This window comes from Enterobacter sp. R-25 (assembly GCF_049913205.1).
Taxonomy (GTDB): Bacteria; Pseudomonadota; Gammaproteobacteria; order Enterobacterales; family Enterobacteriaceae; genus Enterobacter; species Enterobacter ludwigii.
The window spans coordinates 1352607-1374092 of sequence record NZ_CP183982.1 but is presented as its reverse complement, the minus strand read 5'-3'; the positions used below and the strand labels follow the sequence as shown (position 1 = coordinate 1374092).

At 53.3% G+C, this 21486-nt stretch carries 20 protein-coding genes and 5 tRNA genes; 3 read left to right on the top strand and 22 right to left on the bottom strand.

Annotation, left to right across the window (positions count from 1 at the left end):
- The first annotated feature begins 52 nt into the window (after positions 1–52).
- A complete protein-coding gene (locus ACN9MQ_RS06520) occupies positions 53–433 on the top strand; it encodes a YbgS-like family protein (RefSeq protein WP_025204646.1) in 381 nt (126 codons plus the stop codon).
- 106 nt (positions 434–539) lie between these two features.
- Positions 540–1478 carry a CDF family zinc transporter ZitB gene (zitB, locus tag ACN9MQ_RS06515; protein WP_020884956.1) on the top strand — a complete coding sequence of 313 codons (939 nt, stop codon included), beginning with the start codon at positions 540–542 and terminating at the stop codon, positions 1476–1478.
- Here the strand turns inward: zitB and pnuC are convergent.
- The 20 genes from pnuC to mngA form a co-directional block, all read right to left on the bottom strand.
- Positions 1475–2194, bottom strand: coding sequence for a nicotinamide riboside transporter PnuC (gene pnuC / locus ACN9MQ_RS06510; RefSeq protein WP_020884957.1), 720 nt, complete (start codon positions 2192–2194; stop codon positions 1475–1477). The genes zitB and pnuC overlap by 4 nt on opposite strands.
- 22 nt (positions 2195–2216) lie before the next feature.
- On the bottom strand, positions 2217–3260 hold the full coding sequence (gene nadA, locus ACN9MQ_RS06505) for a quinolinate synthase NadA (protein ID WP_426021305.1): 1044 nt from the start codon (positions 3258–3260) through the stop codon (positions 2217–2219).
- Between the two features lie 235 nt (positions 3261–3495).
- Positions 3496–3571 (bottom strand) — tRNA-Lys (locus tag ACN9MQ_RS06500).
- A 31-nt stretch (positions 3572–3602) separates the two neighbouring features.
- Positions 3603–3678: transfer RNA gene (locus ACN9MQ_RS06495), tRNA-Lys, on the bottom strand.
- Positions 3679–3817: 139 nt separating this feature from the next.
- Positions 3818–3893 (bottom strand) — tRNA-Lys (locus tag ACN9MQ_RS06490).
- A 4-nt stretch (positions 3894–3897) separates the two neighbouring features.
- A tRNA-Val gene (locus ACN9MQ_RS06485) sits at positions 3898–3973 on the bottom strand.
- Between the two features lie 27 nt (positions 3974–4000).
- Positions 4001–4076 (bottom strand) — tRNA-Lys (locus ACN9MQ_RS06480).
- 161 nt (positions 4077–4237) lie between these two features.
- Positions 4238–5032, bottom strand: coding sequence for a cell division protein CpoB (cpoB, locus tag ACN9MQ_RS06475; RefSeq protein WP_040016950.1), 795 nt, complete (start codon positions 5030–5032; stop codon positions 4238–4240).
- Positions 5033–5041: 9 nt separating this feature from the next.
- A complete protein-coding gene (gene pal, locus ACN9MQ_RS06470; RefSeq protein WP_003858578.1) occupies positions 5042–5563 on the bottom strand; it encodes a peptidoglycan-associated lipoprotein Pal in 522 nt (173 codons plus the stop codon).
- Between the two features lie 35 nt (positions 5564–5598).
- Positions 5599–6891 carry a Tol-Pal system beta propeller repeat protein TolB gene (gene tolB / locus ACN9MQ_RS06465; protein ID WP_025204648.1) on the bottom strand — a complete coding sequence of 431 codons (1293 nt, stop codon included), beginning with the start codon at positions 6889–6891 and terminating at the stop codon, positions 5599–5601.
- Positions 6892–7021: 130 nt separating this feature from the next.
- On the bottom strand, positions 7022–8311 hold the full coding sequence (tolA, locus tag ACN9MQ_RS06460; protein ID WP_014169186.1) for a cell envelope integrity protein TolA: 1290 nt from the start codon (positions 8309–8311) through the stop codon (positions 7022–7024).
- Positions 8312–8339: 28 nt separating this feature from the next.
- On the bottom strand, positions 8340–8768 hold the full coding sequence (gene tolR, locus ACN9MQ_RS06455; protein WP_014169185.1) for a colicin uptake protein TolR: 429 nt from the start codon (positions 8766–8768) through the stop codon (positions 8340–8342).
- Positions 8769–8771: 3 nt separating this feature from the next.
- Positions 8772–9464: a Tol-Pal system protein TolQ gene (tolQ, locus tag ACN9MQ_RS06450; protein WP_014169184.1), complete on the bottom strand. Its 693-nt coding sequence runs from the start codon at positions 9462–9464 to the stop codon at positions 8772–8774.
- Positions 9461–9865: a tol-pal system-associated acyl-CoA thioesterase gene (gene ybgC / locus ACN9MQ_RS06445; RefSeq protein ID WP_014169183.1), complete on the bottom strand. Its 405-nt coding sequence runs from the start codon at positions 9863–9865 to the stop codon at positions 9461–9463. The genes tolQ and ybgC overlap by 4 nt, the downstream gene beginning before the upstream one ends.
- A gap of 148 nt (positions 9866–10013) precedes the next feature.
- Complete coding sequence (gene ybgE / locus ACN9MQ_RS06440; RefSeq protein WP_020884961.1) at positions 10014–10304, bottom strand: cyd operon protein YbgE; 291 nt, start codon at positions 10302–10304, stop codon at positions 10014–10016.
- The gene (gene cydX, locus ACN9MQ_RS06435) at positions 10304–10417 is read right to left on the bottom strand and encodes a cytochrome bd-I oxidase subunit CydX (RefSeq protein WP_014169181.1); all 114 of its coding nucleotides are present in this window, start codon (positions 10415–10417) and stop codon (positions 10304–10306) included. The genes ybgE and cydX overlap by 1 nt, the downstream gene beginning before the upstream one ends.
- 14 nt (positions 10418–10431) lie before the next feature.
- Positions 10432–11571, bottom strand: a complete 1140-nt coding sequence (cydB, locus tag ACN9MQ_RS06430; RefSeq protein ID WP_014169180.1) for a cytochrome d ubiquinol oxidase subunit II — start codon at positions 11569–11571, stop codon at positions 10432–10434.
- Between the two features lie 15 nt (positions 11572–11586).
- Positions 11587–13155, bottom strand: a complete 1569-nt coding sequence (gene cydA, locus ACN9MQ_RS06425) for a cytochrome ubiquinol oxidase subunit I (RefSeq protein ID WP_020884962.1) — start codon at positions 13153–13155, stop codon at positions 11587–11589.
- 678 nt (positions 13156–13833) lie between these two features.
- Positions 13834–16470 (bottom strand): mannosylglycerate hydrolase, encoded by a 2637-nt coding sequence (gene mngB, locus ACN9MQ_RS06420; RefSeq protein ID WP_426021306.1) that lies wholly within the window; start codon positions 16468–16470, stop codon positions 13834–13836.
- Positions 16471–16491: 21 nt separating this feature from the next.
- The gene (gene mngA, locus ACN9MQ_RS06415; protein WP_410377479.1) at positions 16492–18408 is read right to left on the bottom strand and encodes a PTS 2-O-a-mannosyl-D-glycerate transporter subunit IIABC; all 1917 of its coding nucleotides are present in this window, start codon (positions 18406–18408) and stop codon (positions 16492–16494) included.
- Between the two features lie 169 nt (positions 18409–18577).
- On the opposite strand from mngA, the gene ACN9MQ_RS06410 reads away from it, so the two are divergent.
- Positions 18578–19294, top strand: a complete 717-nt coding sequence (locus tag ACN9MQ_RS06410) for a GntR family transcriptional regulator (protein WP_032681408.1) — start codon at positions 18578–18580, stop codon at positions 19292–19294.
- A gap of 83 nt (positions 19295–19377) precedes the next feature.
- Here the strand turns inward: ACN9MQ_RS06410 and sucD are convergent, their stop codons facing one another.
- A complete protein-coding gene (sucD, locus tag ACN9MQ_RS06405) occupies positions 19378–20247 on the bottom strand; it encodes a succinate--CoA ligase subunit alpha (RefSeq protein ID WP_014169173.1) in 870 nt (289 codons plus the stop codon).
- Complete coding sequence (gene sucC / locus ACN9MQ_RS06400) at positions 20247–21413, bottom strand: ADP-forming succinate--CoA ligase subunit beta (protein ID WP_006809579.1); 1167 nt, start codon at positions 21411–21413, stop codon at positions 20247–20249. The genes sucD and sucC overlap by 1 nt, the downstream gene beginning before the upstream one ends.
- Positions 21414–21486 lie beyond the last annotated feature (73 nt).

Here is a 21486-nt window from a genome sequence, read left to right as displayed (position 1 = left end):
TGCACTGTTGGAAAATGTTATCCAGCGTAACGACAAGAACAGGAGCACCAAGATGAAAATGACGAAACTGGCAACCCTCTTCCTCACAGCCTCCCTCACCCTGGCAAGCGGCAGCGTCCTTGCTGCTGAGACGGGCTCAACAGATAACAACGGTGACGCGAATGCCGCGGCGGCGGCGGGACAAGTCGCCCCTGATGCAAAACAGAATATCGCCCCGAATAATGTCGATAACAGCCAGATCAATACCGGGAACACCAATACCGGAGGCACGATGTTGCATCCGGACAGTAGCGGCTCTGGCACCATGAATCATGACACGATGAGTACCGATGAGATGCATAAGAACACCATGTGCAAAGACGGTAAGTGTCCGAATTCGAATGACAAAGTGGGCGACGATGCCAATACCAAAACGGATGGCACAACCCAATAATCCGTGACGGATGTAAACGTAAAAGGAGAGCTCTGGCTCTCCTTTCTTTTTGGAGTAAGCCATTAAAAACGCTACACTAAAAACAATAACAAAAAGGAAAGCTGATATGGCGCACACGCATTCACACACCCCGTCTCCTGGAGATGACAACGCTAAACGCCTTATGCTGGCCTTCGGCGTCACGGCAACGTTTATGGTTATCGAGGTCATTGGTGGCCTGGTTTCCGGCTCTCTGGCGCTTCTGGCGGATGCCGGACATATGCTTACCGATGCCGCCGCCCTGCTCTTTGCCCTGTTGGCCGTGCAGTTTGCCCGTCGTCCGCCTAACGCGCGTCATACCTTTGGCTGGCTGCGACTGACCACTCTGGCGGCGTTTGTTAACGCTATTGCTCTGGTGGTTATCACCCTTCTTATCGTCTGGGAAGCCATACAGCGCTTTCGTCACCCACAGCCAGTCGCCGGAGCGACAATGATGGTTATCGCCGTAGCAGGTCTGCTGGCGAATCTTCTGGCGTTCTGGATTTTGCATCGCGGCAGCGGGGAAAAGAACCTCAACGTGCGCGCTGCGGCTCTGCATGTTATGGGCGATTTACTGGGTTCCGTCGGTGCTATTGTGGCCGCGCTGGTGATCCTTTATACCGGCTGGACGCCCGTCGACCCGATTCTTTCCGTGCTGGTATCGTGTCTGGTATTGCGCAGTGCCTGGCGGCTGCTGAAGGAGAGCGTGAATGAACTGCTTGAAGGGGCACCGGCATCCGTGGACATTGCCGAGCTTAAACGCAACCTGCGTCGTTCCGTACCCGAGGTGCGCAATGTGCATCATGTTCACGTCTGGCTGGTGGGTGAGAAACCGGTCATGACATTGCACGTCCAGGTGATCCCTACCCATGACCATGATGGCCTGCTTGAGCGCATCCAGCACTTTCTCGAACATCACTATGAGATTGGCCACGCCACCATCCAGATGGAGTACCAGCCCTGTAACGGCCCGGACTGCCACCTGAACGAGGCGCAGTCCGGCCATTCACATCATCACCATCATTAGTTCGAAAGCGCGCGAGAGCCTCGCTCACGCGCGCTGTTAATCCACATCCGGCTCCCGTTCAGGGCAATGAAGGTCAGCAGCAGATACTCCAGCGACATCGCATAGACGCCCTGAAGTGCAAAAATAACCACGCTAATGACGTTAATGACGACCCAGAGCAGCCAGTTCTCAACGTATTTACGGGTCATCAGGATCATCGCCGCAATCGATAGCACCATCATGCAGGAGTCCCAGAACGGGAAAGCATCCGGCTGGAGTGATGGCATAGCGACATTCAGCCCGAGGCCAGACATGACCGACACCGCGACACGGGTCAGGAATGCAAACACCGGGTTGATATAGACGGTCATTAAACCAATGGCGACAACGCAGGCGACAAACCAGGCGATAGCTTTCGGTAAGGGCAGCCAGCGGATTTGCAGCTCTGCCTCCTGCTGGCTGTTCTGCCGCGACCACGCGTACCAACCGTAAATGTTCGCCGCAAAGAAGAACAACTGCAAAAGCAGGCTGGCGTACAGCTGGATCTGGAAGAAGATAATCGCAAAGAGCGTAACGTTAATTAACCCGAACGCGTAGTTGCTGATCTTCTCCAGGCTTGCCAGCCAGATACACAATAACCCAGCCAGCGTACCCACGGCCTCAATCCATGACAGGTCATAGCCACCTGCACCAATCGGTATATGAACCAGAATGTTCTGTGTGCTAAAAAAATCCATCTTTTCCCCAGGGCGTATTGAATTAAGTACGTAGTGTAGCCGCAAAATCCAGCATGCGGTTAAGCGGAATTAACGCACCTTCACGCAGAGCAGCATCCACATGGATTTCATGCGTTGCTCCGCCTTTCTCCAGCCCCTCAGCGATAGCTTTCAGGCCGTTCATCGCCATCCACGGGCAGTGCGCGCAGCTACGACACGTCGCCCCCTCGCCCGCCGTTGGTGCTTCAAGCAGCTCTTTCTCAGGCACGGCCTGCTGCATCTTATAGAAGATACCGCGGTCGGTTGCCACGATGAGCTGCTTGTGCGGTAGCGTCCTGGCAGCATTGATAAGCTGGCTTGTGGATCCCACTGCATCCGCCATGTCGACAATGGACTGCGGTGATTCCGGGTGAACAAGGATCGCAGCGTGCGGGTAAAGCGCCTTCATGCGCGAGAGCGCCTGCGTCTTAAATTCGTCATGAACAATACAGGCACCCTGCCAGCAAAGCACGTCAGCGCCGGTCTGCTTCTGCACGTAATGACCGAGATGGCGGTCAGGCGCCCAGATGATTTTCTCGCCCAGGCTGTCCAGATGCTCAATCAGTTCAACGGCGATGCTTGATGTCACGACCCAGTCTGCCCGCGCTTTCACTGCGGCAGAGGTATTGGCATAGACCACCACGGTACGGTCCGGATGGGCATCGCAGAAGGCCGAGAACGCATCAATCGGACAGCCGAGGTCGAGTGAACACTCCGCATGGAGCGTTGGCATCAGAATGGTTTTTTCAGGGCTGAGAATCTTTGCGGTTTCCCCCATAAAGCGAACGCCTGCGACCAGTAACGTGGAAGCAGGATGTCTGGCACCAAAGCGTGCCATCTCCAGAGAGTCAGAGATGCAGCCCCCGGTCTCTTCCGCCAGTTGCTGGATTTCCGGGTCGGTGTAGTAATGTGCAACCATCACTGCATCTCGCTCTTTAAGAAGATGTTTGATCTTCTCACGGTAAAACTGCTTCTCATCCTGACTCAGCGGGACAGGCTTTGGCGGGAAGGGATAGATTGCGGCTTCTGGATCAAACATCACGCTCATTATGGCTTCTCGTTTTACTGGCTTAACATTATTGCCTTTCTTTTGCATGACATAGCAAAACGGACGGCAAATGTGTTTTGTATACTAAACAAGATAGCGAATTTGCGAGAAAAAGTCACTGGAAATAGGTGTGCGTAGCACGCATCGGATGGCGACTTCGCCGGAGCCGACCTGCAAGGTCAAAATATGCGGAATACAGATAGCAAAAAAGCGCCTTTAGGGCGCTTTTTTACATTGGTGGGTCGTGCAGGATTCGAACCTGCGACCAATTGATTAAAAGTCAACTGCTCTACCAACTGAGCTAACGACCCCTTGCGGGATGTACTGCAAATCTATTCAGGCTGGTGGGTCGTGCAGGATTCGAACCTGCGACCAATTGATTAAAAGTCAACTGCTCTACCAACTGAGCTAACGACCCGCTTGGGTGTTGCCTGAATTTTTACTCATACCAATAACCTGGTGGGTCGTGCAGGATGACTCGGCTTTGCCTCGCCCTACGGGCCGTTGCTGTTGCAACGTTATCCTTCACGTTTAACATCTGAGTAAGACATTAAAATTGGTGGGTCGTGCAGGATTCGAACCTGCGACCAATTGATTAAAAGTCAACTGCTCTACCAACTGAGCTAACGACCCGGAGTGGTGGGTGATGACGGGCTCGAACCGCCGACCCCCTCCGTGTAAAGGAGATGCTCTACCAACTGAGCTAATCACCCACTCTGTACTACCGGAACTGCTTTAAGTGGTGGGTCGTGCAGGATTCGAACCTGCGACCAATTGATTAAAAGTCAACTGCTCTACCAACTGAGCTAACGACCCACTTTTACGCTGTTTTCACGTTGTTTGATATCCCGTGGCAACGGCGGCATATATTACTGATTTAAGAATTCAGCGCAACAAAAATTTCGATGAAGATCACTTAACTGCTTACGAATCATGCTGCACGACCAGAAATAACGCGATTTCTGGTCATGCGATAATCATCCCATCGAATTCAGACGTTTTTGCGCCTGCTTCGCACCTTCGGTGCCAGGGAATTTAGCAACCACCTGCTGATAAACCGCTTTCGCTTTCGCAGTGTCACCTTTGTCCTGCATGATGACGCCGACTTTAAACATCGCATCAGGCGCTTTTGGCGATTTCGGGTAATTTTTCACCACTGAGGCAAAATAAAACGCCGCATCGTCCTTTTTACCCTTGTTGTAATTCAGCTGACCCAGCCAATAATTTGCATTTGGCAGATAAGTGGAATCAGGGTATTTCTTCACAAAGTTCTGAAACGCAGCGATAGCGTCATCCTGACGAGATTGATCCTGTACCAGGGCAATGGCCGCGTTGTAGTCCGTATTCGCGTCACCGCTCTGAACAGGCGCTCCCGTCGAGGCCGAAGCATCTGCCGCAGGAGCAGGGGTTGACGTCGCCGCACCGCTCTGATCGCCTGCTGCTGGCTGCGCAGCTGCGCCACCGCTGCTGAGGCTATCCATCTGCAGCAAGATTTGCTTCTGACGTTCCACAACCTGGTTAAGCTGATACTGGCTTTCCTGAATCTGACCACGGAGAGAGTCAATATCGTTTTGGTTGTCGGAAAGTTGTTGCTGGAGTTGGGTTAAAAGCTGACTGTGAGCGTTAGAAATACGCTCGAGTTGAGTGACCCGGTCTTCTACCGAGCCTGAGCCGACACTACTGATTGGTGCCTGAGCAAAAGCGGCCCAGGGGGCCGCTATTCCAACCAGTAACGACAGACTCAACAGATGATGTCTGAAGTTACTGCTCATGCAATTCTCTTAGTAAACCAGTACGGCACGACGGTTTTTGGAGTAAGCCGCTTCGTCGTGACCCAGTACTGCAGGTTTTTCTTTACCGTAAGAAACGATGGAGATCTGGTCAGCAGAAACGCCTTTACCCTGCAGGTACATTTTAACGGCGTTAGCACGACGTTCACCCAGGGAGATGTTGTACTCTGGCGTACCACGTTCGTCCGCGTGACCTTCTACGGTGACTTTGTAAGACGGGTTGCTACGCAGGAAGTTAGCGTGAGCATCCAGCATCGCAGCGAAGTCAGAACGGATGTCGTATTTATCCAGATCGAAGTAAACGATGTTGTTCTGCTGCAGCTGCTGCATCTGAAGACGCGCTTGCTCTTCAGAAGACATGTTGCCATTGCCATTCGCGTCCATACCGGTACCGGCACCCATCATGCCTTCGCCGCTCTGGTCATTGCTTGCATTCTTGTTAGAAGAACACGCTGCGATTGCCATTACAGGCAGAGCGATCATCAGCCCCTTCAGCACTTTGTTCAGTTGCATTTCTATGATTCCTTTAGTAATCAATTAATTATTATTTACAGATACGGCGACCAGGCAGGTGATTTTACCTGTCCATCAGTTGCCGGAATACGCGCTTTGAAACGCCCATCTGTAGAAACCAGATTCAGCACAGATCCCATCCCCTGAGAAGAGCTGTAGATTACCATAGTGCCGTTAGGTGCCAGACTTGGCGTTTCATCCAGGAACGTTGACGACAGAACTTGAACGCCACCCGCTACCAGATCTTGTTTGGCAATGTGCTGCTGCCCACCGTTGGAGCTGACCATTACCATAAATTTACCGTCGCTGCTCACGTCCGCGTTTTGGTTCTGCGAACCTTCCCAGGTAATACGCTGTGGAGCACCGCCGTTGACGTTCACTTTATAGATTTGTGGACGACCTGCCTGGTCAGACGTAAATGCCAGGTTCTGGCTGTCCGGGAACCAGGACGGTTCGGTGTTGTTGCTGCGACCATCGGTCACCTGGCGAATTTGACCAGAGCCAATGTCCATCACGTACAGGTTCAGGCTACCGGTTTTAGAGAGCGCAAACGCCAGTTTGGTACCGTCCGGAGAGAACGAAGGCGCACCGTTGTGACGAGGGAACGACGCAACCTGGCGAACAGCACCGTTAGCCAGCGTCTGGATAACCAGCGCTGAACGACCGCTTTCGAAGGTAACATAAGCCAGTTTAGAACCGTCCGGAGACCAGGCTGGAGACATCAGCGGCTGAGAAGAACGTTTCACCAGGAACTGATTGTAACCATCGTAGTCAGATACGCGCAGCTCATACGGGAACTGACCGCCATTGGTCTGTACCACATAAGCAATACGGGTACGGAACGCACCTTTAATGCCGGTCAGTTTTTCAAATACCGCATCGCTGGCAGCGTGTGCCGCGTAGCGCAGGTACTGTTTAGTGACCTTGTAAGAGTTCTGTGCCAGAACGGTACCCGGTGCACCGCCGGTATCAACCAGCTGCCATGCAACGTTGTAAGAGCCGTCCGGGTTAGGTGTAACCTGACCAACAACGACAGCATCGATACCGAGCGCAGACCATGCGGCAGGCTGTACTTCCTGCGCGCTGCCCGGCTGCTGAGGCAGACGAGAACGATCTAATGGGTTGAATTTACCGCTGTTACGCAGGTCAGCCGCAACGATGCCACCGGCATCTTCAGGCGCAGCGCCAGGACCGGCCCACTGGAACGGAACAACACCGATTGGGCGTGCCGAATCCACCCCCTGGGTGATCTCGATACGTACTTCTGCGTGCAGTACTGCTGCCCACAGCATTAAAAAACCAAATGCTACACGTAATGCCTGCTTCATCATATCTCCCTTATCCGGGTAACCTTACCCACGATAATTTAGCAGAATGTTAACAAACCCAAATAGACAAAACTACTAAACACTCGTTAGGACAATAGACTGTTTTTCATACTTCCGTAAGGACAGTCGATTACAGTTTAAAGTCCAGTTTGGCATCTTTTATCCGTTCATAAACAGCCTCACTAGGCGGTTTAGGAATGTTCGCCGACCTTGCAGCGGCCAATGCTGCCTGACAAAGCGCAGGATCGCCCCCTTCAGAGGTCACGCTTTTCAACCTACCGTCTGGCGCAAGGTTGATATGCAGTACACATTGTTTGCCCTGATAGATGCTTGCATCAAACAGGCGGTTCTGAATCGCAACCTGAATTTGCTTAGCATAAGCGCTGATATCAGCACCCGTCGCCCCACCATTGGCTCCAGAAGTACCACTGTCTTTAGAGGGCTGACCACTGCCTTTCGCACCACCGCCCGCTTTCGGCGCATTCTTACCAGAACTCAGGTCGCCCAGGAGATCGTCAACGCCAGCGGCATCCGCGGCTTTCTCAGCGGCGGCCGCTTTTTTGGCGGCGGCTTTCTCTGCAGCAGCTTTCTTATCGGCAGCGGCTTTTTCTGCTGCAGCTTTTTTGTCAGCAGCCGCTTTCTCGGCGGCGGCTTTCTTCTCTGCTGCGGCTTTTTCAGCAGCGGCCGCTTTTTCTGCTGCAGCCTTCTCGGCAGCAGCCGCTTTCTTCGCAGCATCGGCAGCAGCTTTCTTCTCTGCTTCCTGAGCAGCTTTCTTCGCGGCTTCCGCTTCAGCTTTTTTCTGAGCATCAGCAGCAGCTTTTTTTGCCGCTTCCGCTTCAGCTTTCTTCTGAGCATCAGCAGCGGCTTTCTTCGCCGCTTCGGCTTCAGCTTTCTTCTGAGCATCGGCTGCGGCTTTCTTCGCCGCTTCCGCCGCTAATTTTGCCTGAGCATCAGCTTGTGCTTTCGCGTCCGCCGCGGCTTTGGCTGCCGCCTCTTCCGCCTGCTTCTGCTGTTCCTGAGCTTTCTTCGCGGCCTCTTCAGCTTGCTTCTGCTGTTCCGCCTGCTCTTTCGCCGCTTCCTGCGCCTGCAAACGTTCTTTCTCAAGCTGCTTCAGTCGCTCCTGCTCAGCGGCCTGCTTTTCACGCAGTTCTTCCGCTTGCTGTTGCGCCTGTTTTTCACGCTGCTCTTCAGCCCGTTTTGCACTCGCCTTCTGCTGTTGCTCGCGGTTATAGTTCTGCACTACCGCACCGGGATCCACCATGACGGCGTCAATGGAAGAGCCTCCACCGCCGCCCGATGATGCATCAATGTGCTCGTCGAACGAACTCCAGATCAGCACTGCAAAAAGAATAACGTGCAGCACTGCGGAGACGATTATCGCTCGCTTAAGCTTGTCGTTCTGTTCGGTTGCCTTTGACACTATCGGTTCCCAAAAACTACGCAGATGATCAAATAGGCTGAGTCATTAAGCCAACTGACTTAACGCCCGCGCTATGTAGCAAGTTCAGCGCTTTAATAATTTCATCGTATGGTACGTCTTTCGCGCCACCGATTAAGAAGACCGTTTTCGGATTTGACTCCAGGCGTCGCTGCGCTTCAGCAATAACCTGCTCAGGTGGCAGTTGATCCATACGATCTTTTTCTACCACTACGCTGTATTGCCCTACACCGGAAACCTCAATGATGACCGGAGGATCGTCATTGGTGCTTACCGCCTGTGATTCTGTCGCATCCGGCAAATCAACCTCCACGCTCTGGGTAATGATGGGTGCTGTCGCCATGAAGATCAGCAGCAGTACCAACAGAACGTCCAGCAGTGGAACGATATTGATTTCGGACTTGAGCTCGCGACGATTTCGTCCACGCGATCTGGCCATGGTTTACCCCTTGTTACTCTCGGTACTGGTAAACGCCTGACGGTGCAGAATCGCGGTGAACTCTTCCATAAAGTTGTCGTAGTTCAGTTCCAGTTTATTCACGCGCTGGTTCAGACGGTTGTAAGCCATAACCGCCGGGATCGCCGCAAACAGACCGATAGCGGTCGCAATCAGTGCTTCTGCAATACCCGGGGCAACCATCTGCAACGTCGCCTGCTTCACCGCCCCCAGGGCGATAAAGGCGTGCATAATCCCCCAGACCGTACCAAACAGACCGATATACGGGCTGATGGAACCAACGGTTCCCAGGAAAGGAATATGCGTTTCAAGGTTTTCCAGCTCGCGATTCATGGAGATACGCATCGCACGCGAGGCACCTTCCACAACCGCTTCAGGCGCGTGGCTGTTTGCGCGATGCAAACGAGCAAACTCTTTGAATCCGCTATAGAAAATCTGTTCGGAGCCTACGAGGTTATCACGGCGTCCCTGGCTTTCCTGATACAGACGAGAAAGCTCAATACCCGACCAGAACTTATCTTCAAACGCTTCTGCTTCACGGCCAGCCGCATTGAGGATACGCGTTCTCTGGATGATGATGGCCCAGGATGCGATTGAAAAACCAATCAAAATCAACATGATAAGTTTAACCAGAAGGCTTGCCTTCAGGAACAAATCAAGGATATTCATGTCAGTCACTGCTTAAACTCCGCGACAATAGACTTAGGAAGCGCACGAGGCTTCATTATGGTTGGATCAACACAGACGATCAGGACTTCAGCTGAGTTCAGTACCGTATTTTCTGCATTGACTATCCGCTGCGTGAAAACCATTGAGGTTCCGCGCATTGATGTAATTTCAGTTTGGACTTCGAGCATATCGTCGAGTCTGGCAGGCGCAAAATACTCAAGCGTCATCTTGCGAACCACGAAGGCAACTCGCTCAGCCAACAGCTCCTGTTGACTAAAGTGATGATGGCGCAGCATCTCTGTGCGTGCCCGTTCATAAAAAGCAACGTAGCTGGCGTGGTAAACCACACCCCCGGCATCGGTATCTTCGTAATAGACACGAACCGGCCATCGAAACAGCGTTGTATTCACTTTACATCCCAGTAATGCAACAAAAGTTAGAGCTTTTAAACTTCGCTACTATACGCGCGGGAAAGATGGTTTGGAATGGGAGAAAGTAAACGGAGAGTAAATTTTTATGGGCCAGGGTAAGCCCATATCATTAACGGACATTTCTTATTCAGAAGAAGAAGAAAATCAAGCCAGCGAGAAGCACCAGATCGGCGATAAGTGGGCAGAAAATCCCCTGCCAGTGCAGCGCTTTCGGACGAAAGCCTACGCCGTGGATCACACCTGCGCACACCGCCCACATAATGAGGAAGCCGTGCCAGATCTCAAGCTCGCTGGTCTTCGCTGCAAAGCGCGAAGGGTCCCAGAAGATACAACCTGCCAGCAGTAATGCCATCACTAAAGAAAGCGCCCTTAACGGGCGCTTATCCATTACCGCGTAAAGCGTCGCGATAATGTTCATTAGTGTTTGTCTTCACCTGCTTTAGACGCTTCGACGTGCTCAAGCGCCAGGGCAGTAATGACACCAAATGCACAGGCAAGAAGCGTCCCTAAAATCCATGCGAAATACCACATATTCAGCTCCTTACTTAGTACAGAGAATGAGTGTTGCTTTCAATATCTTCTTTCGTGATACGACCGAACATTTTCCAGTAACACCAGGCGGTGTACAGCAGGATAATCGGTACGAACACGCAAGCAACATACGTCATCAGGTTAAGCGTCAGCTGGCTGGACGTTGCATCCCACATGGTCAGGCTTGCATTCATCATCGTGCTGGACGGCATGACGAATGGGAACATCGCGATACCCGCAGTCAGAATAATGCACGCCAGCGTCAGTGAGGAAAATACAAATGCCAGGGCACCTTTTTCCAGACGTGACGTCAGTATCGTCAGCAGCGGCAGCAACACACCCAGAGCCGGAATAGCCCACAGAACAGGCATATTGTTGAAGTTCACCAGCCACGCGCCAGCCTGACGTGCCACTTCTTTCGTCAGCGGGTTAGACGGTGCCGTGTGGTTAATTGCAGACGTAATGACATAACCGTCGATACCGTACATCACCCATACGCCGGCCAGTGCGAAGCACACCAGGGTAATAAGCGCAGCAACCTGCGCCGTTGCACGAGAGCGAAGATGCAGTTCACCTACGGTACGCATCTGCAGATAGGTCGCACCCTGAGTAATGATCATTGCCACACTCACCACGCCTGCCAGCAGACCAAACGGATTCAGCAGCTGGAAGAAGTTACCGGTGTAGTAAAGACGCATGTATTCATCGATGTGGAACGGTACACCCTGCAGCAGGTTACCGAACGCCACGCCAATCACCAGCGGTGGAACGAAGCTACCAATGAAGATGCCCCAGTCCCACATGTTGCGCCAGCGGGTGTCTTCAATCTTGGAACGGTAGTCGAAACCAACCGGACGGAAGAATAAAGAAGCCAGCACCAGAATCATCGCCACATAGAAACCGGAGAACGCAGCCGCGTAGACCATCGGCCAGGCAGCGAACAGCGCGCCGCCTGCGGTGATCAGCCACACCTGGTTACCGTCCCAGTGCGGGGCGATGGAGTTAATCATGATTCGACGCTCGGTGTCATTACGACCGAGGAAACGGGTGAGCATCCCCACCCCCATGTCGAAACCGTCAGTGACTGCGAAACCGATCAGCAGAATACCGACCAGCAGCCACCAGATAAAACGCAATACTTCATAATCGATCATTTGATGACTCCTGTCTTAGCGTGCCGGCTGAGTAGTCGCACCGGACTGCTCGTAGTGATAGCGACCGGTTTTCAGGCTGCTTGGGCCAAGGCGCGCGAACTTGAACATCAGGAACAGTTCAGCCACCAGGAACAGGGTGTACAGACCACAAATCAGCAGCATGGAGAAGATCAGATCGCCTGCAGTCAGAGAGGAGTTCGCTACCGCCGTTGGCAGCACCTCACCGATCGCCCATGGCTGACGGCCATATTCCGCAACAAACCAGCCGGATTCGATAGCAATCCACGGCAGTGGGATACCATACAGCGCGGTACGCAGCAGCCATTTTTTCTCACCGATGCGGTTACGAATCACGGACCAGAAGGACGCCGCAATGATCAGCAGCATGATGATGCCGCAGCCAACCATGATACGGAATGCGAAGTACAGTGGCGCCACGCGTGGAATGGAGTCTTTGGTCGCCATCTGGATTTGCGCTTCCGTCGCGTCGGAGACGTTCGGGGTATAGCGTTTCAGCAGCAGACCGTAACCCAGATCTTTCTTCACATCGTTGAACTGGTCACGCACGGCCTGGTCGGTAGAACCCGCACGCAGCTGCTCCAGCAGCGCGTAAGCTTTCATACCGTTACGGATACGGCCTTCATGCTGCACCATCAGCTCTTTCAGACCCGTCACCTGCTTGTCGACGGAGCGGGTGGCAATGATGCCGAGCGCGTAAGGAATTTGAATGGCGAAGCGGTTTTCCTGTGCATCCTGGTCGGGAACACCGAACAGAGTAAAGGCAGCAGGCGCGGGTTGGGTTTCCCATTCGGCTTCGATAGCGGCCAGTTTGGTTTTCTGCACGTCACCCATTTCGTAACCGGATTCATCACCCAGCACGATAACAGAGAGGATTGCAGCCATACCGAAGCTTGCAGCGATAGCAAAGGAGCGCTTAGCAAACGCGAAGTCACGACCACGCAGCATGTAGTAAGAGCTGATGCCCAGTACAAACATCGCGCCGCACACATAGCCAGACGCCACGGTGTGAACGAATTTAACCTGTGCGACCGGGTTCAGCACCAGTTCGGCAAAGCTGACCATCTCCATACGCATGGTTTCGAAGTTGAAATCAGACGCGATAGGGTTCTGCATCCAGCCGTTCGCGACCAGGATCCACAGTGCGGACAGGTTCGAACCGAGTGCCACCAGCCAGGTCACCGCCATATGCTGGACTTTGCCCAGACGGTCCCAACCGAAGAAGAACAGACCTACAAAGGTGGATTCGAGGAAGAAGGCCATCAGACCTTCAATGGCCAGCGGCGCACCGAAGATATCCCCAACGTAGTGAGAATAGTAAGACCAGTTAGTCCCGAACTGGAACTCCATGGTCAAACCGGTAGCCACGCCCAGTGCAAAGTTGATACCAAACAACTTGCCCCAGAACTTGGTCATATCTTTATAAATCTGTTTGCCGGAGAGGACGTAGACCGTTTCCATGATGGCCAGCAGGAACGCCATACCGAGCGTTAGTGGCACAAACAGGAAGTGGTACATCGCGGTCAAGGCAAACTGTAAGCGCGACAGTTCGACTATATCTAACATCATGACTCCTTGCTCATCGCATGAAGACTCCGAGAGTGAACCCCGTTAGAAAAGGATTCACACACATGCCCCAATACAAATTATTCGCATCCATGTCGTCGCGCTTAGCCTGAGAAAGGATAAAAGCAATGACGATAGGTTACAAATACGTTAATAAAAAACTCAAATTGATCCCGCAAATATAATACGCTGCAAAACCCTTACAATAAACAGGTTTTTATTGAATCACATTTACGTTTTTCGACGGCGATCAATTTATAGCAAAATTACCACTTTTCAGCCATTTTGATCGGGGACAATTTACCGCCTTTCGACACCTTTTTCCAAGGATTAAACTTTGATTTAAATCAAAAAGCACCGTTTCTGTTAACCATGTTTAAATGTGGTGTAAATGGTAAAAACCTTGTTAATGCTATGTGTACGACGAGATATTTGGAGTTATCAAAAGCAAGAAAGAATATAAACAGACGTGATTTATTTTAACGCTGAAGAACAACGCATCTTTACATTCGCGTTAACGTATAAAGGTAGTCGTCAGCGCGTTTTTTTTCCATTGTGCGACGACAGCCGCAGATAATTACATTTATTTTACCTGCAACACGCTTAAAATTAACACCTCAATGTGACTATTCAATAAAAAAGGCTGCCCTGCGCGCAGCCTTTTGTTCACTTCAGACGCTACCTTTCCGTTTTCAGGCTAAAAGTCCGCGATTGCCCAGGCCTGAACAGGCCCGTAATGCCCTTTTCTTCTCCCCTGCCTGCCAGCACCTGTTCATTTAAATCCGTCTCGCAACAGCCTTTAAGCGCCTGATTCCACGATAAAAAGGCATCACAGGACACAGATTCCGACGGATTGAACAGGCGAAGGATAAGCGCGTCCCGATCCTCCGCCTTTTTTATCGCGCTCATAACACAGCCTGCCGGCGAAAGGGTCAGCAGGCTGTATCTGTCCGGCGTGCTGAACGGCGCACGGTTAAGCTTCATGGCATCCCAGGGGATTTTGTTATAACACTGGACGGGGGTAAGCCACGCTTTCGCCTGCTGAGCAACGCCGGAGTTCTCGGGAGAGCCGCTAAAACTCAGAAGGCTAAAACGGCAATCGAGCCGGCCCCGAAGCTGCGAGTCCGGAACGGCCATTTTTATGCCGGACGGTCGGCCCGGGCGCAACAGCAAATCTTCCTTTCCCAGCACGCCCACACCGCGTAGAAGGGTCAGAGCAAACGCTTTTTCCGCCTCCCCCACCACTTCAAATTCGCGTAACCCTTCTGTGAACAGGGCGAGCCCGTTTCGTTCTTGCTGCAGCACGGCGTAGTTAAGTAAATTCCAGACGGGAACCGGTGCCTCTTTCCAGCCCTCTTCTTGCCAGTTAGCCATCGCGTCATCGCGAACCGGGCGCGTTATGGAGCCAAACTGCGTATCTGACAGTACCTGCTCCGTCATAAACGGCGTCGGGATAAGCACGCGGACCCGGTGATCGTCAGCCTGATTATCCAGACGCGCCACAACATCTACACGTCTGCTGTTATGGCTGAGAGTGACCTCAAATTCCACCGCAAGAGCGCCATTGCGCAGGCGGGCCGACCGCTCGGCCAGGTTTGCCGGAACGGCGATGCGATGCTGGATCACCGCCCTGCTCTGCCAGGCTTCCTGTATCACCTCAACATGATGCTGCCCGTGCGCTGAAGTGAGCCGCCACTCTTCCCGGGAAGGCGAGTAGTCGTACTCATCGCCATCATCCGACCCCTCTTCAATTTCCAGTACGCGGTCATAAATAAGTCCGGATTCTTTATCACGCAGGCGCAGCGTGCCATCGTCATTTATATCAATTTGCCAGAAGGCATTTTCCAGCAAAGCATCCGTTTTTGCCCTCGCGGGAAGCCTCTTTTCAGGAGCCTGGGGCTCGATGTAAAGCGTGCGGTATCCCATCGCGGGCAGGATCTGACAGATTTGGATATCAAACTCCATAAACGGATCGTAATTACCATAGTGCACGATTTGCCGGTCAATCAGCCCCGGGTCTATTTCCCGGGCGCGGCGAATAAAACAGGGGATCTCATTGCCTTTATCATCCCGCAACCGGAACTGGCTCGCGCGCAGACGAAGGGTGGTGTTAATCACCTCTTCACGGGGCCAGGGCATCAGATTGAACATCACCAGCTTATCGGCCTCGCTTTGCGGCATATTGTCGACAATCTTGCGCATCGAGAAGCGCGTGAGGTTATCGGCCATGTCTTCAGCGAGCGCAAACCGGGCCATAATCTCACGATGCACTTTGTCGCTGCAGCAGCAGCCAATACTGTCGTGAGCATGATTCTTGAGGATCTCTTTCCACATTTTCTCCAGCAAACCGTGGTGATACTCGAAGCCCAGCATCCAGGCGAGCGCCGCCAGCGGTTCGAGGATATTCACGATTTTGTTTTCAATGCGGGCATGAGCAATTTTGATGTCCATCCGTGTGGAGCCGATTGTCCGGTGTACACGCATGTATTTGCCGTCGATAAACTCCCCTTTCAGCGTCGCCAGTTCGTCACGGTGCGCTTCAGTATGTTCAAAGACCTCCTCAAATCGGCTCATCACAAATTTCCGCTGCGGGTACATCTTTCGAAGGGTATCCATCACCGCGAAAATGTTCTGCTGGAGGGGCATCTGGTCGTGACCGTTAGGCAGCAGAATCTCTTTCGTCACGGAAGCGTTCTCCAGCAATGTAAGCCAGGTATCGAGCCGTTTACGCAGCCCCGCTTCATCCTCCGGTAAGTACTTACCAATCGCGTAGCCCAGCGGTAGTACCTGCGCCGTAACTTCGCTGCCGTCTGCGCTCTGCCATAAAAATTCTGTTTTATCGGTGCCGTGACGCTCAGAACATCCGCGCCAGAACAGCGTGCGGGTGATACCAAAGCCGTTATAGATATGCGGAAGTTGCCCGGACATGCCAAACGAATCCGGCAGATACCCTATTTTCATCGGCTCACCGAATTCCATGCAGTCGCGCATCCCATACATCAGATTGCGAACGATCGATTCGCCGCTGACTATCGTGGTGTCGGTCTGGGTATACCACGGCCCGATAATCAGCTTTCCGCGCTCAACCAGCGCTTTTACCCGGGGCCGGTTGTCCGGCACAACGGCGAAGTAATCCTCCAGTACCGCGGTCTGTCCATCAAGAACGTAGTATTTATACTCTTCGTCCTGCTCCAGACGGTTCAGGATCTCCTCCATGTTATTGACCAAAAGGATCCGCGACGCTTCGGTGGTGAAATACCACTCACGGTCCCAGTGCATATGTGGCGTGATATGAACGCGAGATACAGCTTTCATCTTCGTTTCCTGTAAATGAATTTATGGCGTGACGTCTTCCGTCAGGTATTTGCCTTTTTTTACGCCCTGACGTCGCCAGAACAGTAAGATGAGCGTAGAGAGCGTCGTTCCCGCCAGCGCAGCGCCAAACCAGCCTGCCGCCGCGATCGCGCCACCCATCCCCGCGTCATGCAGTAAAAAGAGAGAGAAGATGCCCGCCCCCGGCGTAGACAATCCGATACCCATTGCACCGATAATCGCCCCTGTTGCCATCGAGCCAACAACAAACGAGCCAATCACCCGCAGCGGATCTTCAATGGCCATCGGAATTGCCCCTTCGGTGATGCCCGCAAGGCCCAGCAGCCACGTCGACTTGCCGGTTTCGATTTCAAACGGTTTAAAGAGATGCGGTGCCAGCATGGTTGAAGCCGTGACGGTAAAAGCCGAGACCATTTTGACGGAAGCAAAAATGGCATACGGCCCGTAAACGCCGTTGGCCATCGCCCCCAGACAGAACGCATAGGCCGCTTTGTTGACCGGTCCCCCTAAATCGAACGAGCACATAAAACCGAGCAGAGTGCCCAGTAGCAGCGCATTGGCACCGGAGAGCCCGTTAAGCCATGCCGTGAGGGAGGTGTTGATCCACGCGACCGGCTCGCCGATCACGAACAGCATCAGGCTGCCCGCGCCCAGCACGCCAATCACCGGGTAGAGGTAATAGGTTAAAAAACCGTTATAGCGCTGACTCAGACGGATATGGTTTTTCACCCAGCGCATCAGATAGCCGGCAATCAGGCCACCTGCAATCGCCCCTAAAAAACCTGAACCGATCATATTGGCGGCAAGACCGGCCGCAAAACCCGGCGCCAGAGCAGGTTTATCTGCCAGCGAGTAGGCGGTATACGCGGCCAGCACCGGCACCATTAACGTGCCTAACATCCCCCCGCCGAGTTTGCGATACATCCACAGCCATGAGTTCTCTTGCTCAAACAGATGCTGTAATCCCAACATCTGTGCCAGCAATACCGCGACGGCCAGCACCGTGCCTCCCGCCACAATCAGCGGCACGGCAAAGGAAATACCGCTGAGCAGGGCCTGCTTAAGCTCCGTTTTAAGGCTTTTGCTCACATCATTGCCGGTTTGCACATGGCGATGCGTTCCCTCGGGGGGTAAGGCCAACGCACGCTTAATAAGCGCTTCGGCATGGCGAAGCGGTTCCGCGACCGGCACGGACAGCGTCGGGATACCCTGAAAACGCTCGCTCTCTTTGAGGGCCACTTCTGCGGCAATGATACAGGCCTGCGCAGTACGTAACTGCTGCGCGGTCAACCGCCCTTCGATACCGTTCGCCCCCTGCTTTTCCACCACCACGTTTACGCCAAGCTTACGCCCCGCTTTTTCCAGATACTCAGCTGCCATATAGGTATGCGCAATGCCGGCGGGGCATGCAGTTACACAAACGATGGTTGGCGCATCCACGAACGCGACAACGCCATCTTCCTGTGGCACGTCGTCCAGCGCGGCGAGTAGCGCTGCTGCCGTGGTAGCCGCCATGACGCGCGCCCGAAGAGTTTCATCCGCCAGACGAGAAGTAAGTTCCGTCAGCACCTGGATATGGGTTGAGCCAGCTTCAGCCGGCGGAATGGCAAGCAGGAAAATCAGCTCGACATTTTCCGGGCCATCCACACCTTCCCAGCTCAGCGGTTCACATAGGGTGGCTACGGCAAAAGCCGCCTCTTTCACCACCGCTGATTTACCATGCGGGACTGCCAGCCCTTCGCCGAGCGCGGTAGGGCCTAGCGATTCCCGATGAAAGACTTCGGTTAAAAACGCATTGCCGTCGGTAATTTTGCCGAGCGTCACCAGCCGCATCGTGAGCTGGCGTATTGCTTCATCACGACTGGTGTACTGCGCCTGCACGCAGACAGCGTCGGGATGGGTCAGGGTCGTCAGGTTCATCAGGATCCTCACACTCAAGGGTAATTGTTCAGAATCGATTGTGACAGACGGACTGATACCTTTATGTGATCATTTTCACTAACACCAACAATTTGTATTTAATTTGTATTATTTACAAATTCTGTGCTGGAGGCATAATTCCGTGAAAAGGTATTAGAAGGCAGACGACATGGGCAATAAACCGATGTACCGGCAGATAGCGGATGCGCTTCGCGAGAAAATTACCGCCGGTGAGTTAAAACCCGGTGATGCGTTACCGACGGAATCCAGCCTGCAGGAGACATTTAGCGTCAGTCGCGTCACGGTGAGGCAGGCACTGAAACTCCTCACTGAAGAGCAGATTATCGAGAGCATTCAGGGCAGCGGCTCCTATGTGAGAGAGGAGCGCGTCAATTACGACATTTATCAGCTTACCGGCTTTTATGAAAAACTGGCGGACCGAAACGTCGATACCCACAGCGACGTAAAAACATTCGAAGTGATCAAAGCGGATGTGAAACTGGCTGAGACGCTTAACATTCGCCCGGATGACAAAGTGTGGCATGTCAAACGGGTCCGCTTTATTAAGCAAAAACCGGTGAATCTGGAAGAGACGTGGATGCCGCTGGCGATGTTCGCCGACCTCACCTGGGAGGTGATGGAAAATTCCAAATATCACTACATCGAACAGATCAAGAAGATGGTTATCGATCGCAGTGAACAGGAACTGGTTCCGATCATGCCCTCACAGGAGGCGATCGACGCGCTGGCGCTGGATCCGGCAAAACCGATACTGGAAAAGGTGTCACGCGGCTTTCTGAAGGATGGGCGGGTGTTTGAATACAGCCGTAACGTGTTTAACAGCGACGATTACAAATTCACGCTGGTCGCGAAACGCAGGCATTAAAAAAGGCCGCTTTACAGCGGCCAACCATGTCGAAACGGACACTTATTACTTCAACGCTCCCTTTTACAGGGAGCAGAGAGGATTTACTTAATGATGGATTTCAGTGCTTCGCCGATATCCGCCAGGCTGCGAACGGTTTTCACGCCTGCGGCTTCCAGCGCGGCGAATTTCTCATCAGCCGTACCTTTACCGCCTGCGATAATCGCGCCTGCGTGACCCATACGCTTACCTTTCGGCGCTGTCACACCTGCGATATAACCGACGACCGGCTTGGTCACATGTTCTTTGATATACGCAGCCGCTTCTTCTTCTGCGCTACCGCCGATCTCACCGATCATCACGATCGCTTCGGTCTGCGGATCTTCCTGGAACATTTTCAGGATATCAATGAAGTTAGAACCTGGGATGGGGTCACCACCGATGCCCACACAGGTGGACTGGCCAAAACCGTAGTCGGTAGTCTGCTTAACTGCTTCATAGGTCAGCGTACCGGAACGGGAGACGATACCCACTTTACCCGGTTTGTGAATGTGACCCGGCATGATGCCGATTTTACATTCGCCTGGGGTGATAACGCCCGGGCAGTTCGGGCCGATCATGCGCACGCCAGCTTCATCCAGCTTCACTTTCACGGTCAGCATATCCAGCGTCGGGATACCTTCGGTGATGGTGATGATGAGCTTGATGCCCGCGTCAATCGCTTCCAGAATCGAGTCTTTGCAGAACGGAGCCGGAACGTAGATAACGGTCGCGGTCGCGCCCGTCGCTTCAACTGCTTCGCGCACGGTGTTGAATACCGGCAGGCCCAGGTGCGTGGTGCCGCCTTTACCTGGCGTTACACCGCCAACCATCTGCGTGCCGTAGGCAATCGCCTGTTCGGAGTGGAAAGTCCCCTGGCTACCGGTGAAGCCCTGGCAGATAACCTTGGTATCTTTATTAATTAAAACTGACATTATTTCCCCTCCACTGCGGCAACAACCTGCTGAGCTGCATCCGTCAGACTTTTCGCTGCAATAATATTCAGGCCGCTGTCAGCCAGTTTTTTCGCGCCGAGTTCAGCGTTGTTACCTTCCAGACGCACCACAACCGGGACGTTAACACCCACTTCTTCTACCGCACCGATGATACCGTCTGCGATCAGGTCGCAACGCACGATACCGCCGAAGATGTTAACCAGCACGGCTTTGACGTTGTCGTCAGAGAGGATGATTTTGAACGCTTCGGTTACACGCTCTTTGGTTGCGCCACCGCCCACGTCGAGGAAGTTTGCAGGCTCACCGCCGTGCAGCTTAACGATGTCCATGGTGCCCATCGCCAGGCCTGCGCCGTTAACCATGCAGCCGATGTTGCCATCCAGCGCCACGTAGTTCAGTTCCCACTGTGCAGCCTGCGCTTCACGCGGGTCTTCCTGAGACTGGTCGCGCATTTCACGCAGATCCGGCTGGCGGAACAGTGCGTTGCCGTCAGCGCCCAGTTTGCCGTCGAGGCAGATCAGGTCGCCCTGAGTGGTGATGACCAGCGGGTTGATCTCGATCAGCGCCAGATCGCGCTCCAGGAAGATGGTGGCCAGACCCATGAAGATCTTGGTGAACTGCTGAACCAGCTTGCCTTCCAGACCCAATTTGAACGCCAGCTCACGGCCCTGGTAAGGCATTGGGCCTGCCAGCGGATCGATCGCCACTTTGTGGATCAGGTGTGGCGTCTCTTCTGCCACTTTCTCGATTTCCACGCCGCCTTCGGTAGACGCCATGAACACCACACGACGGGAGCTACGGTCAACAACCGCGCCCAGGTACAGTTCTTTCGCGATGTCAGTTGCAGCTTCAACCAGGATCTGGTTGACAGGCTGACCGTTCGCATCTGTCTGGTACGTTACCAGACGCTTGCCGAGCCAATGTTCAGCAAACGCACGAATCTCTTCTTTACTCTTAACAACCTTCACACCGCCCGCTTTACCACGGCCACCAGCGTGAACCTGACACTTAACTACCCAAGGGCCGGAACCGATTTTAGATGCGGCTTCTTCTGCTTCACGCGGGGTAGTACAGGCATAACCCACCGGAGCCGGTAAGCCATACCGGGCAAACAGCTGTTTGGCCTGATATTCATGTAAGTTCATGTGTTCTATCCATCCTTCAGGTAATCGTTAGGTAGTGCTTTTGTAGGCCCGGCAGACAACGCGCCGCCGGGCA